This is a genomic window from Neobacillus sp. KR4-4 (assembly GCF_042136325.1).
In the GTDB taxonomy this organism is placed as follows: Bacteria; Bacillota; Bacilli; order Bacillales; family Cytobacillaceae; genus Neobacillus.
On the sequence record NZ_JBHHJU010000041.1, the window covers coordinates 1 to 16,203 of the forward strand.

Genomic DNA, 16,203 nt, shown 5'->3' on the forward strand with positions numbered 1-16,203 from the left:
TTTGAATACCGGCATTACTTACACGTGCCGCCCGCTTCATGGATGCAATTTCTGCTTCATTTTTCACTGACTTTAATTGCTCAATAATTGTAGAACGCTGAACATCTGCATCACCGAATGCATTATTTATTGGGAACCAGAATTCTAAATCCATATACGTATAGCCACTAATACCAATTTTCTTTGGTTTGTCTTTCGCCGCACGTTCTTTTAGGAATGGAGCCCATTCAGAACGAATTTCCCGGATATCGCCTCCCATAACACTCATGGCTGAACTACCATGTGCAGAAGGAATTTCGCTGCTTGGAAGGAAGAAAACAGGATCACGGTCAGGCACCAAGTACATTAACATCGGCTGCGGATAAACCCCATCGATTGTTCGATAATTTACCAGCCAGCGGATATTGGACATGCGGTAACAATCCCCGAATACGATTAAAGCATCTAGACCTTCATCCACAATTTTTTGTTTTGCAATTTCAACTCGGGCTTTGTATTCTTCATTCGTGATCGTTTCACCTGGTCCCTGGAACTCTCCATAACGGATTAACTTTTCAAACCTGTCAGGCAACCATTTTAACGCTTTTTCTGAAATCATTTTGTTTATTCCCCTCTCAATATTTTTTTAATTATTCAGTGATTCTTTCGTTATTAAGAGACCCTGTTTTATTTAAATTCTGATTTAAGTGCCCACGCTGTGTAGGCTTCAACGGCATCTACATTTGTTTTGTCAACAACAACAGTCGGAACATTCTGAATTTTATCGATGCTATATCCTAATATTTTAGTCATGAAAACCGATTTAATAAACTCACGTCCCATGTCAACAGGACCAACATTAACTGTAGCTGTCAACTTTCCTTCACGGATAGAATCAAAACCTGATTGAAGACCGTCAGCTCCGATAACCATAATACCCTTTTTACCATCCCAGAATTTCAAGCCGCGTGCTTCCACTGCTTGTACGGCTCCAAGCGCCATTTCCTCATTTTCTCCATAAATCAAATCCACATTAGGATGTGCTTGGATCAAATTCTCTGCAGCCTGCATTCCTTTGTCGCGAACATAATCACCACGCTGTTCTCCCACAACTTTCATATCAGGATATTTCTTTATAGCCTCGAGAAAACCAGCTTTACGTGAGGTGGACCAATGCCCTGGCAATCCCCAAACCAGTAGAATTTTTCCTTTTCCTTTAAGTTTTTTTGCTGCATACTGCCCTACTAGGTATCCAGCCTGATAATGATTGTTATAGCTGATTACCGATGTCGCTTTTAAATCTTTTTCATCCCACATCTCTGCTGGCATATTGAACATAAAGATGGATGTTCCCTGTTTCATTGCTTTCTCATAGACAGCATTCATGGAGTCAAAATCACCAGAAGAACTAACTAAAATCGCATCAAACCCTTTAGAAGTCCAGTTTTCAATGGTTGCAACTTGAGATTCCACGGATTGATGCTCACTTGGTGCTGACATCTCAAATTCAATTTTCACACCGAATCGATCACTTAATTCATTCATCATGGTGTTAGCCCCATGCTGTATAATATCGTAAAATTCTGAAGCTGCTGGAGGTGTAAATCCAATTTTGAGTGTTTTTCCTTTTGCTTGTTCCCTCACAAACTTCTCAAAATTCCCATCGCCCCATTGATAAGCGGTACCGCTAGAAGCTGTACCCGATGAGGAAGCGGTCTCATTTTTACTTTTACAACCTGACATAATCAGAGATGCAATGAGGACGAAGATGATTAAAAGTTTCATTGACATTTTTCTAAATGACATGTGCTTGAACCTCCCCTAAATTTTCTAAAGCATTATTTGTCAAGTATTCACTATAATTTCATGACTAAGAATAGACACTATTCACCTCCTTTAAATCAAGCATTTTTATAATTTCCTTTAGGTTTAAGAACTTTTTTCTCCTTTTCCACCCAATGTATTAATTGTTACAGCTACAAGAATAATGGCACCAATAACCATCGTTTCCCAATATGGATCTACATTTAATAGATTCAAAGAATTATTGATTAGAGATAAAATAATAGCCCCGAATACCGTTCCAATTAGACTTCCTTTACCGCCTGTCAAACTTGTACCTCCGATGATTGCAGCAGCAATGGCTGTTAACTCGTAGTTCTTTCCCATTTCCGGGTGAACAGTGGCCAGACGGGAAGCAAGGATAATACCTACAATGGCAGCGATTAATCCAGATAAGGCATAAACCTTAATCCGTAATAAATCTACTTTAATACCAGATACCCTTACCGCTTCCTCACTACTTCCAAGCGCAAGCACGTGACGACCAAACCGCATCTTCCGATAGACAAATAGAAGAGCAATGAATAGGATTAATGCAAGTATGATAGGAAACTGCACATTCAAGATTCGCCCTTGTCCCAGAAATTCGAAACCACTTTTCATATAATTTCTGAATGGTATCGCCTCAGTCCAAACATAAAGAATACCTCTGACAATAACCATCATGGATAGTGTCGCAATAAATGGCGAAACGCTTAATTTGGTTATGACGAGTCCGTTCACGATGCCAATAATTAGACCGAGCAATAAACCGCCTATTATTGCAAAAACGATGTTTACGTCATTAAAAAGTAAACACGCTGTCATACCGCCAGAAATCCCGACGATCGATCCAACTGATAAATCAATACCACCTGTAGATAGAACATATGTCATACCAAAAGCCAATATCATGACGAATGCGGATTGCTGAAGTACATTCGTTAGATTGATATAGCTTAAAAATCGGTCAGAGGCAAATGACATGACGATAATGATGATCGCTAAGAAAGCAATAAGCCCGATGATTTGTCGATCCATTCCCAATTTCCTATGAGAAATTGGAGATATGCCTGGCTGAGAATGGATAATTGGTTCTTGACTATTATTTGCCAATTTCGTACCCTCCTTCATTAAGTGCTACTTTATTTATTGGTTAACTCGGATTAATATTAATGTGTTTTCGCCGATGTAAAGCGTTCTGCCCCTACTGCTGTGACGATAATCAAGCCTGTGATGATCAAACGATAGAACTGATTTACGGCTAAAAGATCCAATCCATTGGATACAAGGGCAAGGATAATGGCACCTCCGGCGACACCAACTACATTCCCTTTCCCTCCAAACATACTGGTTCCACCAATTACTGCAGCAGCGATGGCATCCAATTCATAAGAAGTACCCATTAGCGGCTGTACAGAAGTAAGACGTGAAGTTAACAAAATACCAGCAACCGCAGCAAGTAAGCCTGATAGCGCGTATACGCGAATTTTGATACTTTCAGTATGGATCCCCGAAAGATGTGATGCTTCTCTGTTAGATCCGGTAGCGATAACTTTTCGTCCAAAGGCGGTTGAATGAAAAACAAAATGACAGATAATAAAAACTATAACCGTTATCAAAACAGCCATCGGTATTCCTGCAAAACTTCCCTGGGCCAGAAACTTAAATCCAGGTGAGGTCAAATTTCTAATTGGCTCATCAGACGTTAACAGAAATAATAGTCCGCGAGCTATATAGAGCATAGCGAAGGTGGCCAAAAACGGTGATATGCGAAGTCTCGTGATGATAAAACCGTTAAATGCACCGATTAATGCACCCATGATTAATCCGGCCAAAATAGCGATAAACGCGTTTGTACCGTGCATCATCAACCATCCCGTAATCCCTCCGCAAAGACCCAGAACGGATCCCACCGAGAGATCGATGCCTCCCATCGATAGAACAAACATAGTTCCAAAAGCAACAATCATGACAAATACAGATTGCAAAAGTAGATTTGAAATATTCTCAGCTGTAAGGAAGGTCGGGGATGTAATAGATAAAAAGATAAACATTAGTAAAAGAATTAATAATACTCCGATACCTTCGAGTTTAAAAAATGATAGCGGTTTCTTTGATATAACCAAATCTTTAGTACTCATCCTGTATGACCTCCCGAAGCGTACATCATAATATTCTCTTCTGTAGCTTCCTCACGTGAAAACTCTTTAACAAATTGGCCTTTGTGCATGACATAGATGCGATCACACAGCCCCATCAGCTCTGGTAGTTCGGAAGAAACCAGGAGAACCCCTCCTCCATTTTCAACAAATTCCGATATGAGGTTGTAAACTTCCACTTTTGCCCCAACATCAATACCTTGGGTTGGTTCATCAAAGATTAACACCTTTGGTTGTGTGAAGAGCCATTTTGCCAGAATGACTTTCTGCTGGTTCCCACCACTCAAAAACTTTACCTTTTGTGTATCTGTAGGCGTTTTTATCCGCAGACGCTGAATATAATCTTTGGCAATTTCTGATTCTTTCTTTTTCTTAAGCACAAACTTATTGACTAAAACTCGTTCCATAGATGCCATTGTAATGTTATGCTTCACCGAAAGGTCAATTAACGCACCGTGTGTTTTTCGATTTTCCGGAAGAAGACCAATACCAGCTTTTATGGCATCCTTTGGAGAACGTATTCTGTAAGACGTTCCTTCCACTTCCACTTTCCCTGAATTGATTGGATCTGCACCTACAACAGCCCTTACTGTCTCCGTCCTGCCTGATCCGGCAAGTCCAGCGATCCCGACAATTTCTCCTTTGCGGAGATTGAAGGTAATATCTTTCAGTATACCTTCCCGATATAAATCGGTAACGCGCAATACTTCCTCACCGAATGGCACTTTCTTTTTAACAATATAATTGTCTACCTCTCGGCCAACCATCATCGCAACGATTTCATCAATATTTGTATCGCTCTTGTTCACGGTGGCAACATTTTTTCCATCACGCATGATGGTCATGCGATCAGCAAGCAGGAACAACTCACGCAAGTGGTGGGATACGTATATGACTGAAACACCCTGTTCTTTCAAATTTCGAATGAAGTCAAATAATACTTCCCTTTCATGATCAGCAAGTTGAGCGGTTGGCTCATCCATAATGACCACTGAAGCCTGAACTGAAATCGCTTTAACAATTTCGATTACCCGGTTTTTCAAAGCACCAAGTTCTCTAACTGGCTTATGAAGGTCCTCTACCGTTGGAAAGAATTTTCGGTATAGCTTTTCAGTTTCCTCATACATGGCTTTTTCATCCATTGATTTAACTCCAGCTCCCTTAACGATTTCCTTACCAAGGTATAGATTCTGAACTGCAGTTAAATCAGGTGCAAGAGTTGGCTCCTGAAAGATAGTGCTGATTCCAAGTTCCTGAGCATGTTTTATGTCTTTTATTTCAACGACTTTTCCCTTTACTCGAATCTCTCCGCTTGTCTTTTGGTATAACCCAGAAAGAATCTTAATGAGAGTGGATTTACCAGCACCATTTTCTCCAACTAAAGCAAGCACTTCTCCTTTGCGTACATCTAGAGAAACTCCATCGAGGGCCTTAACGCCTGGAAATTCTTTAGTGATTCCAGTTAAAGAAATTAGCACTTGATCGTCTTTCACTACCATCTGTATTCTCACTCCTATCTAATAATAGATTTACCTCTAAAAACCAGGGTGCAATATTAATCTTAAAAGCACTATTTTTTTATTGTTCAATATTTCTTTTAAGTAATCCCCTTCTAAGTAATCCCCTTCTTTCTAAAAACAAACAAGATGATTTTTTTGTTTATCCCATTTCTTGTTTATTTTTGTGTTATTAATATTTGCTTGTTTAAAATATATCCCATAATGAAAGCCCTAACAAGGTGACGAAATTTAGGTTAGGGGGGTAATATTCTGTTAAGTTAGAAGGGTGAAAAATATAAATGAATATAAACTACTAAGTTACCATAAATACAAAAAAGGAATCCCTCACCTAATATGAGGGATCCCTGAATCGGCTACACTTAACTGGACAAAAAAGATAAGGGCAAGTAGATTTCGGATTAAATCTGGACATACTGCTATTAATCTCAAGAGGAACCGTCTAGAAACTTTATGTGGAGAGGCGGGTATGCTAGCCTTGTTGGGCGGAGCCAGGTATTTTTATTAGCTGGCTTTCTGGGCGGGAAAAGCATGCCCGCAGAGGCTTCATGTCAAGTTTCGGCATTATCCCACTATTTTGGTAGTCTACTACATCTTATTCAGTTAAGGAGAGAATAAAAGATAAACAAAGTCAAATATCGGGTTCATTTAAAGAAAAAGACAACAGAACCCCAGAAGAAAATGAATTGATTCAACTTCGTAAAGAAAACCAGCGTTTATTGATAGAGAATGATATTTTAAAGCAAGCTGCGCTGATACTAGGACGAAAGTAAATGTGATCAATAACAATCGACACAAATACTCGATATCAGCATGTGCGACGTCCTACAACTCCCAAGAAGCACCTACTATTATGAAGCAAAAGAGCAATCCAACTCAGAGGATGTACTTACGGCTGCCATTATATAAATCTTTCTTAAAATCCGTCAGAACTATGGCACACGTAAAATTAAACACGAGTTGAAAAAACTTGGTATTATGGCATCCAGACGACGTATTGGCAGAATCATGAATGAAAATGGGCTATTATCAAGATATACAGTTGCCAAGTTTAAGCCTCATGTTGATAAATGCAATGAATCCGAAGTTAAAAATGAGTTGAATAGGAAATTCGATCAACAGAAGCAATTATCTGTTGTTGTAGTAAGTGGTTTAACATACGTAAGAGTCAAAAATCGATGGCATTACATATGTTTATTTGTCGATCTTTACAATCGTGAAATTATCGGTCATAGTGCAGGTATTCATAAAGATGCAGAACTTGTTTATCAAACGTTATCAACAATTAAAGCCGATTTAACGCAGATACAACTATTCCATACAGATCGAGGTAATGAATTTAAAAATAAAACAATTGATGAGGCTCTGGGCACGTTCGAAATCAAACAGTCATTAAGCATGAAATGCTGTCCATATGATAACGCAGTTGCCGAAGCAACTTTTAAAATAATAAAAACGGAGTTTGTAAAATGGCAGTATTTTGAAAGTTTAGAACAGTTGAAGCTAGAATTGGATGATTATGTGCATTGGTTTAATCATATTAGAATTCACGGAACTCTAGGTTATTTAAGTCCTATTGAGTATAAAAAGGAGCACCTTAAAAAAGTTGTCTAGTTTAGTGTTGACATACCACCCTTTATAATAAGTTTATAATAAATGATAAGTTCCTAATGCTAATATTAGTAGCCAGTTTTACCTTTATAAAAGGCAACATTTTCTTTCGTTATTAAAGGTGCATCTAATTCGATATAATCAGGGATTTTTTCCCCCGCTAAAGTTTTTGCGGCCGCAAAGATTCCCATTGGCATTACGATTGGATATGCAACGGTTGCATCAATTTCACCAGATTCAATTGCTTCTAATGCTTTTTTTTGTCCGTCTACACTGACTACTATTATTTCATTTTCTCTACCAGCAGCCTTAATTGCCTTTATCGCACCCATAGTCATTACGTCAGCATGCGAAACGACGGCATCTATTTGTCCTTTAGGAGTCCGCTGTAAAATGCCCTCCATCATTTGTTCGGCTTTATCTGTGGAGAAATCAGCGTGTATACTATCTATAATTTGAATATCGTTATAACCTTTAAAAGCTTCTAAAATCCCTTTGTGCCTATCAATAGTTGTAGTAGAAAAAGCAGTACCTTTCAATTCAATTACATTGCCTTGCCCTTTTAACAAATTGACAATATGCTGCCCGGCTTTTCTGCCAACTTCAACATCATCAGCCTTTATGAGTGATAATACATCAACAGGAGTCCATCGATCGATTGTAATAATCGGTATTCCAGCAGCTCTAGCCCGCTCTAGCGCTGGATTTACGGCATCTTTTTCTACTAAATCAATTACAATGACATCTACTTTTTTGGAAATGAAATCATCTACAATGGAGGATTGGATAACAGGGTTACTATCTCCGTTTCCAATGACTAATTCCATTTTAGGAAAATACTTTCTTACTGTTTCTGCAGCCATTATTCTCGTCCCTAATCCATATGGAAAGAAACCAGAAACAATGAGCCCTACTTTACCATTAATAGATTCCCCAGGTGCCTGTAATGTCAATGATTCCTGACATATGTCTCCACAAAACATGCCAAAGTCTATGGGTTCTTCGCTCTTTTTTGGGGAATGATTATATTTCACTTTCGTTTCTGTCTCGTTATATACTGGAGAATCTTTTCTCTTTACATTTCTCTCACAAGTCGATACGAATAATAAAGCAATTACTAAAATTAAAAACGTATAGCCTCTTAATGATTTCACTACTCTTTTCTCCCTTTTGTGTTTATTCCAAAGCTATTTAATAATATTAATTTGGAAAATGGTGCTCAACAACTGATAATATGAGGATTGTCCCCCTTATCCGAATACTGCAACCTTGAGGCGGTGAGTAATTTAAAGTAAATTAAGAATAACTAAAGGAATTTACGTTTTAATGGATAGCTTTATATTTCTTCTTAAATTCCGAAGGCAGACTTCCCCACCTTTGCTTAAATAAGCGGCTAAAGTGTTTAGGATCTTGATACCCTACTAACTGGGCGATATCAATAACTTTTAAGTCTTGTTCGAAAAGCAATTCCTTAGCTGTTTCCAAACGAAGATCTGTAATGTAATCAAATACGGTTTTGCCAGTTTGCTTCTTAAAATACTGACAAAAATAAGTGGGATTCATATAAATATAATCAGATATGTCTTGAAGGGTAATCTTTTTACTAAGATTCTCGTTTATCCATTTTTTCGCCTTCATGATTGGAGTAAGTGCAGGATCTTGGTTATAATCAAGTTGTTTTTGATGAATGTTGATAAAAGTTTGTTTTACTAATTTTTCTAGTTTATTCATATTAGACTCAGTTTTTATAGCTTGTAATATTTCATCAAAATCTTTTAGGCTTAATCCCGCTTCAGTTTCTTCCATATTTACTTTGAACATAAAAATGATCAAGTACTCTATTGCATGTTGGATTTCAATCGGGGAACGTAACTTTTTAATTTTATTAAATAACTCGCTTATTTCCTTATCTATTTTATGTGTGTCTGACCGTCCAAGCATTGTTGTAAGTTTACTTGCGAATTCCTTCATGTTATTAGCGGCAACCAAATGATGATCATCAGTGCCTTTCAATTTGTGAAGTAAGTGAAAGGAATAAACTTGGTTCCCACCATAAATCATTCTCATCCGAATTAAAGAGTGTAGTTGTCTTTTCATTTCTGGCAGTACAAATAAATCTTCGAAGAGACTACTTTGAGCAATTGAAAAGCTAAAAGGAGTATAATTATTTAGGCATAATTTCAGTTTTCTAGAAAAAGTATCTCCTGCTACAATAAAATCAGTATACTCTTTACTAGAACTGTAAAGCAGCACCCAAAAATGTAATCCTCCCTCTCTCCACCACCATCCCAACTGTTTATGTTGTGAATTTTTATATTCCTTTACTACTTCATCTATAATATTTTCAGTCGCAAAGGCAAAAGCTCCCCAGTCTTCCTTAGAGTATTCATTTGATTTAGAGGGAAACTCATCAACACTAATAAAAAAAGCCTGATATAACCCATTGGGGAAATCCTTTATCCAATACATAGTGGCAATGTCTTCTGTTTCAGATGATATGGATTCACTTAAAAGCTGCGTCTGTTTTGTTAAGGTCAGCATTTCGGATTGCTTTATTAATTCTTTCAATTTATGATTAGTTGTTCTCTTCTCATCAATACGTTTTTTTACTTTTTGAAGCACTTCAAAAAATTGTTTGCGGTCAATCGGTTTTAAAATATAATCAAGCGCTCCCTCTCGTATAGCAGATTGCACAAACTGAAAATCATCGTAACCGCTTACAATAATAGATAAAAAATTATTATCCCTGTTCATATTTTTGATATCATTTATTAGTGTGAGACCATCCTTTTCTGGCATTTTTACATCTGTAATCAACAAATCAAATTCCATTCGATTTCCCTTTAAAAATTCAATAACTTCAATACCATCGGAAAATATCCCAACAATATCCCATTGGTCTCCGTCCCTTTGTAGTAATCGTTCCAAACCATTACGAATTTTTGCTTCGTCATCTACAATAATTGTTTTTATTTTATTCATGGAAGTAATCATCCTCTCTTCTTTCGTATTTTATAACTGCTTCAGCCCCTTCTATAACTGGAAAACGAATGATAATATTAGTTCCATTACCACTCTCAACGGTAAGTCCATATTCTTCCCCAAACAACATCATGATTCTAGCATGCACGTTAATCATCCCAAAACCTGAATCACGTCTGCCAATAGGGTCCGATTTTAATAGACTATGGATCTCTTGCTGTGTTTTTTCATCTATTCCAGTCCCGTCATCTTCAATCCTTATGATGACATCCTCCGTTCCTTGAAGTGCACCAGGAATGGTTCTTATAATCACCCTAATGGTAAGCGTCCCTCTCCTAGCTTCGAGGCCATGCTTAATACAGTTTTCTATAATAGGCTGTAATATGAACTTTGGGGAGTATAATTGATGTAAATTAATATCCGATTTGATACTAAAGTTCAGTCGATCCTCGAAACGGAACTTTTGGATTGTTAAATAATTCTCAATATGTTCCACTTCCTTTTGAAAAGGAACGATACGATTCTTATTTCCTAAGGAAAATCGCAGCATCCTGCCTAGTAAAGTGACCATTTCACTAACGGTATCATCATCGATTGTCATACTTATGGTTTCCAACGTATTGTACATAAAATGTGGATTAATTTGTGATTGAAGTGCATATAATTCCGCTTGTTTTTGACGTATTTCAATATGAAAATTTTGTTTAATCAGCTCTCGAATTTTGGATATCATGGAATTAAAGCTTTGGGCTAATATTCCGATTTCATCTTTTGAGTCTACTTTAAGATCGACATTAAAATTTCCCTTTTCGACATCTTTCATTAATCTACTAAGCTTATAAATGGGACGACTTACTCCCCATGCCGTAAAGGCAGAAATGATAACAGTTCCCAAGCTAATAATCACAAAAAACACAAGCGTTACACTTTTAATGACATCTGCCTTTTGAGTTATATATTTCATTGGAATTTTATAAACGATTACCCAATCCATTTTCTCTGATTTACTTACACTAATAAGTTGCTTTTCACCGTTGGAATTGGTACTAAAACTTCCTTTTAAGGTAGGATAATTGGAAATGTCTTCGACCATTCCAATATGTGTAGGGTCCGAATGATAGATGATCTTTCCCTTCTTACTCATCAACAACAATTGCGCTTCATTTTTCTTATTAATATCCTTTAGAGTATTCTCAATAAAAGATAAATTAACAGCAATGGCTAACGTTCCGATATCCTTCCGATTTTCATAATCTTTAATCTTTTTGGTCATGAGAAAAAATGATGGCTTGCTCTTAAAACGAAGGTCTACTTCATCCTGTAAAACAATCGATTCGTTTCCTTTAAAAGATGGTATTTTTTTAAATCCAGAAGAATAAGGGAGTAACGTACTTGAAAAGAAACGATCATTTGACCATAAAAACACACCTAAAACAGGACTTATATCTGTTAAATAGGTATTGGTCAGATAACTGTTAACTTTGTAGTAATCTATTTGTAAGGCCGATTGATTAATATATGTATCTTTTCTCAATACTGATATAACATCGTTTGAGTTATACAGAAGTTCGGGTAAATTTTCTAATTCGGACATTTGATTATCAATATTTTTATTCATCTGATCTAAAATCTTCGGAACATTTTCCCCCACTTGCTCTTCAATTAATTTGGTATATTGATTATAAGAAAAGTAAACAAGCACTGTTATCGGTATTAATGTTAATAAAATATACGTTATAATGAGCCTTTTTCTAAGTTGATAATTTTTTGGACTCCACCAACGAGAACGTAACATTTTAAAAATCATATTGGTTAATGTTTTCCTTCGTAAAAAGAATAGGTTCTCCCATAATAATTTCATTATCTTCCACCCTTATGCTTCCTATATTAGGGATTTCTTGTTGATCAGTAGGAAATTGGCCATTTAGTAAGTTCTCCGCTAATGCAACTGTTAGGTACCCAAGCTTTTTGGGACTCCAGAGAATAATATCCTCTATATCTCCTGCCATAATATATTTCCTCATGTCATTAGGTAACGAGAGCCCCAAAACTTCGACATCCATTCTATTTGCTTCCATAACAGCCTTGGTAATAGCAGGAGTAGCTAATGGACTTACACTTACGATTGCAGATAAATTCGGATATTTTTCCAAAAGTAATTTAGTATTTTGATAAGAAATATCATAACTATTGTCATTGACCATAATGCTATCTAACTTTAATTTTGAATAGTATTTTTCTTGTTGGATTTTCATCCATTTGATCCATTTTGTTGTATTAGAAGAGGAATAGCTGTTTGTAATTATCGCATATTCCCCTTTTTCATTTAAACGTGCTGCCAAGTTATTCATTAAAGTAGTTCCTAAGGTGTCGGGCCTTACGACATTGACATAAAAATCCCTTCCTGTTGAATCTGTATCAGAATCCCAGGTTATAACCTTAATTCCTTTTTTACGAGCCTTGTTTAGTACAGGTAACAACTTAAATGGATCGGTGGCAGAAACGGCAATGACATCAACTTTTTTATCTATCAATTGTTCAATTACTTCTGACTGCTTACTTACATCATCTACTTTCACACCTGTAAATATTAAGTTAATGCCTAAATGTTCAGCTGCTTCCTTAGCTCCTTTTTCAGCTGCATCATAATAGGATGAATCACCTATAAATCTTGGGACTAATGCAATTGTGTGACGTTTAATAGGATTTTCTATTTGTTTATCTTTTGTTTCTTTGTCTTTTTCAATATAGATCACTTCCTTGGAAGAATGATCCGTTTCACAACCACTTACCATTAATATAAAAACAAGTAAAAAGTAGACTAATCGCATAGGTTCCCTCCAAAAAAGTGATTACATTAATCATAAAGCTACTTTCGATAAGGTAAAACTATTCCAATTTTAAATAATTTCTGATAATTTTCTATAAAAATTGTATTCGATTACATAATGGTCGTCTAATCGATTTCAGACATAATTTTCTTCCATTCAACTGCTTATTTTTTTCATTCGAACAATCAATTCATTCATTGGAACAAAAAAAGTATGTTTTAGTATAAAAATAAGAGATAGCAATGGCTATCGCTTTAGCTTTGTTACGCACTTAGCTGCGTTTTGAATAGATATAGGGCGGATGTCCCCTCAATTAACCTTTTATTTCGCTTGCATCGAAAATTTGTACCTGGATTGGTTCACTTAATAGTTCAGGGAAGATATTAACCAAGTTTTGAAAATGAGGGGTGCTTCGTTAACACCAATCGCCGCTTCCCCCCCCCCCCGCAGCGATAACCTATGGAATTGGACTAACCCAGTGTTTTGGTGCAGGGACTTTTGAAATTTTTTGCGACCCCGGATGTAATGTTTTTCCCATTCGCTTCCCCCCTTGATAAGTTCCCATAAAAAACAGAATCATAAAAACGAACTCCTTTTAAAAAGAAGTTCGTCTACCATCATAAAATTAATGATTTCCCTAAGTTTTAAGGAACTATATTCTCAGCAACTTCACTAGATACTTCTATTGAACGATATGGAAACAAATTCGTTAAAGCGTAGTATACAATCGCCCCAACAAGCGCAGATGAAGTAAAACTTAAATCAATGCCGCCGACGACAGATACGAATGGACCGGTGAAAATGCTGGTACTTGTAAACAACAATCCAACAATCAATCCAATCGTCCATGAAATAATAGCAGGTATATTAAATCCGCTAGAGTACCAATAGCTGCTTGACGAAGAACTATTGTGTAAATCTAATGGTTTATACCGCCCTTTTACCAAGTAATGTCCGACAAGATTGATCGCTAACCAAGGTGACACACCTACGATAATGATAATAACAAACCCGTCGATAAGGTGGATCATATTGGACACATCTTGAACTCCGATAAATACCAAGAGAAAACCGACAATTGCCATAATTATGGTGGTTGTTACCCGTTTGAGCGTCCATCCGAGGGATTCGAGAGAAAGTCCGGCACTGTATAAACACAACCCGCCGTTCGGCAGAGCACCAAATATCCCTGCAATTGTAATTGGAGCGATCCACCATGATGGAGCCCCCCCAATAATTCCTGTTACGAATGGGGTAGATAAATCCTTCACCGTTGACATCATGAATGATGCAGGTACCATTGCTAACCAACACCCGACAAACATTCCAAGGGATGTGGCCCCTGCCAATTTCGTCGAACTATGACTATTGGGAATATATCGGCTATAATCCCCAACAAATGGAGCATACGAAATAGGAACCGAAGCGATTACCAGCATGGCGAGTGCCCAAGTCGGCCAAAAACCACCTAATACATAATGACCACCTTCGTAACTAACGTTGAACTTTGAAGCAAATATAAACACAGATAGAATGACAATACTTCCTACTAGGTAGGTTCCTATTTTTTCAAACAAAACTACTACTTTATGACCCATTATTGCTACAATTGCGGTTATGACACTGACGATGATACACCCTATCAATAATGTACCGGTTCCTTCTGACCAGCCAAACAACCGGTGACCTCCCGCGACGAAGGCTTGAGCCCCTGTCCAAACCATAAGAGCATAGAAACCAATCGCTATTACAATATTAAGAAACGAACCAATAATACGGCCCTTTACCCCAAAATGTGCTCCACTTGCTAGTGCCCCATTCGTACCTGTTCTCTGTGACAAAATGGAAATTGGTCCGATTGCAATGGAGCCAATCGCAAGCCCCACCGTCATTGCCCAAAATGCTGCCCACCAGCCAAGTCCGAACACAATCGGTAATGAACCGATTGCCATAATGCCAAAAGCAAACTGCGAACCACATAGGACGTAGAACACATTGGATGCCTTTGAATTCCGCTCATTCTCCGGAATCATATCGACACCGCGTATTTCAATTGAAGAATGTTCTTTCATCTTAACCGTTTGGTTGCTCAAAATACATACCTCCGTTTAATGGTCATAATTTCTTTAAAAAGTACCATCTCTCGCAAAGAAGTTGTATTAAATCGCAGTAGAGTGATTCCATCTTTATTCAGTTTTTTCCATATTCAGTGATACAAAATCATCCTTTTACCACAAGGGAATAATTAGTTTAGTCAATCAAGCTAGCTGTGGTTTAGCAGCTTTCATTTCATCGATCACAATGTCTCCATCTTTTACAATTAATTTACCGTCTAGATATAACGTACAATTTTTCATTGGTAAATCAAGATGGCATGGGGTATCGTTGTTCCCCCCTAACTCAGAGTTTGGCCCCAAGGAGAATAAGACATTTCCATAAAAGGCACGGCCATCCATGCCAAACACTTGATCATCGAAAGCGAGACTATGCCATTGTGCCCTTTCGTTAAGTCCCCAGCCAATGTGGGATATCGCGTAAGCTCGCGGGTCATTAAAACTTTCGATATAATCCCTCATCAGCATGGCGTCAAAACCGCCCTCAATGTCCGTAACAAATCCGCCTTTTATCGTTAACTTTACCTGGTCTTGAAAATATCGGTTAAACGGGAAAAATATGTCCCCTTTATCCAAAACTACTACCCCGTCAACTCCGCCATCATTAGATGTGGCAGCAGAAAAACAACTTGGCAAGTGGTCCCATCTGCCTGGTTCATCAGCAAAACCGTATTCCGTAAGGATTGGATATTGACCTAGCTGATAGGTAACATCGCTGCCTGCCTTATTGGTGAATCTTAATTCTTTTGCATTCCTTAATAATTGGGTTGCATATAATACTCTCTCTTTGTCGCTTTCCTTTGGAAACATTCTTTTAATTACATCGAAAGGTTCGACAACCAACAGAATTCTTACTCCTGCATCCTGCAGTTCCAATTGTTCTTTAGAAAAAAGGAGGAGAACTAAGTCAATAACAAGGTCGGCTTTCTTCAAGCATTCAACTGCAACTCGGTTATCGGTTAACGGTGTAATGCCAAACGAACCAGAAGCTCCTTGTTTAGCTGGCGGCAGTTTCAATTCAAAGGCGTTCGCCCCGATCTCGGAAGCTGCGGTCAGGAACGCTTTCGCATAATCTGCTCTAATCTCGCCCGAGGTTAATACCGCCATCGTTTCAGACTGCTTTAATTTACACAATTCAAGTTGTTTTTTAAACAGAGAAACCATTTCTTGAAATTCAACAGTCATT

Annotated in this window: 11 protein-coding genes and 1 pseudogene; 1 reads left to right on the top strand and 11 read right to left on the bottom strand. The window is 37.5% G+C overall.

All coding sequences use genetic code 11. The annotated features are described in order from the left end of the window. The 5 genes from ACE198_RS26120 to ACE198_RS26140 form a co-directional block, all read right to left on the bottom strand. The coding region (locus ACE198_RS26120; RefSeq protein ID WP_375377570.1) for an aminopeptidase P family N-terminal domain-containing protein at positions 1 to 598 on the bottom strand (598 nt) is incomplete at its 3' end. Positions 599 to 666: 68 nt separating this feature from the next. Beyond that, entirely contained in the window at positions 667 to 1,785 is a 1,119-nt protein-coding gene (locus ACE198_RS26125; protein ID WP_098575644.1) for a sugar ABC transporter substrate-binding protein, read from the bottom strand. A 123-nt stretch (positions 1,786 to 1,908) separates the two neighbouring features. Then, the gene (locus ACE198_RS26130; RefSeq protein WP_375377571.1) at positions 1,909 to 2,916 is read right to left on the bottom strand and encodes an ABC transporter permease; all 1,008 of its coding nucleotides are present in this window, start codon (positions 2,914 to 2,916) and stop codon (positions 1,909 to 1,911) included. 56 nt (positions 2,917 to 2,972) lie between these two features. Further along, complete coding sequence (locus ACE198_RS26135) at positions 2,973 to 3,944, bottom strand: ABC transporter permease (protein WP_098575646.1); 972 nt, start codon at positions 3,942 to 3,944, stop codon at positions 2,973 to 2,975. Next, complete coding sequence (locus tag ACE198_RS26140) at positions 3,941 to 5,461, bottom strand: sugar ABC transporter ATP-binding protein (protein ID WP_375377572.1); 1,521 nt, start codon at positions 5,459 to 5,461, stop codon at positions 3,941 to 3,943. Before ACE198_RS26140 ends, ACE198_RS26135 begins: the two co-directional genes overlap by 4 nt. A 641-nt stretch (positions 5,462 to 6,102) precedes the next feature. On the opposite strand from ACE198_RS26140, the pseudogene ACE198_RS26145 reads away from it, so the two are divergent. Then, positions 6,103 to 7,093: pseudogene (locus tag ACE198_RS26145) on the top strand (IS3 family transposase); the annotation flags it as partial. Positions 7,094 to 7,158: 65 nt separating this feature from the next. Here ACE198_RS26145 and ACE198_RS26150 read toward each other — a convergent pair. The 6 genes from ACE198_RS26150 to ACE198_RS26175 all read right to left on the bottom strand — a co-directional run bounded on the left by ACE198_RS26150 (position 7,159) and on the right by ACE198_RS26175 (position 16,202). After that, positions 7,159 to 8,244, bottom strand: coding sequence for a substrate-binding domain-containing protein (locus ACE198_RS26150; protein WP_375377573.1), 1,086 nt, complete (start codon positions 8,242 to 8,244; stop codon positions 7,159 to 7,161). Between the two features lie 169 nt (positions 8,245 to 8,413). Continuing rightward, positions 8,414 to 10,072, bottom strand: a complete 1,659-nt coding sequence (locus tag ACE198_RS26155; RefSeq protein ID WP_375377574.1) for a response regulator transcription factor — start codon at positions 10,070 to 10,072, stop codon at positions 8,414 to 8,416. Continuing rightward, entirely contained in the window at positions 10,065 to 11,933 is a 1,869-nt protein-coding gene (locus ACE198_RS26160) for a sensor histidine kinase (protein WP_098575651.1), read from the bottom strand. The genes ACE198_RS26155 and ACE198_RS26160 overlap by 8 nt, the downstream gene beginning before the upstream one ends. After that, the gene (locus ACE198_RS26165; protein WP_375377575.1) at positions 11,869 to 12,903 is read right to left on the bottom strand and encodes an autoinducer 2 ABC transporter substrate-binding protein; all 1,035 of its coding nucleotides are present in this window, start codon (positions 12,901 to 12,903) and stop codon (positions 11,869 to 11,871) included. The genes ACE198_RS26160 and ACE198_RS26165 overlap by 65 nt, the downstream gene beginning before the upstream one ends. A gap of 644 nt (positions 12,904 to 13,547) precedes the next feature. After that, positions 13,548 to 14,996 (bottom strand): purine-cytosine permease family protein, encoded by a 1,449-nt coding sequence (locus ACE198_RS26170; protein ID WP_375377576.1) that lies wholly within the window; start codon positions 14,994 to 14,996, stop codon positions 13,548 to 13,550. Positions 14,997 to 15,161: 165 nt separating this feature from the next. Beyond that, on the bottom strand, positions 15,162 to 16,202 hold the full coding sequence (locus tag ACE198_RS26175; protein WP_251459166.1) for a 2,5-dihydroxypyridine 5,6-dioxygenase NicX family protein: 1,041 nt from the start codon (positions 16,200 to 16,202) through the stop codon (positions 15,162 to 15,164). Between the last annotated feature and the right edge of the window lies 1 nt (position 16,203).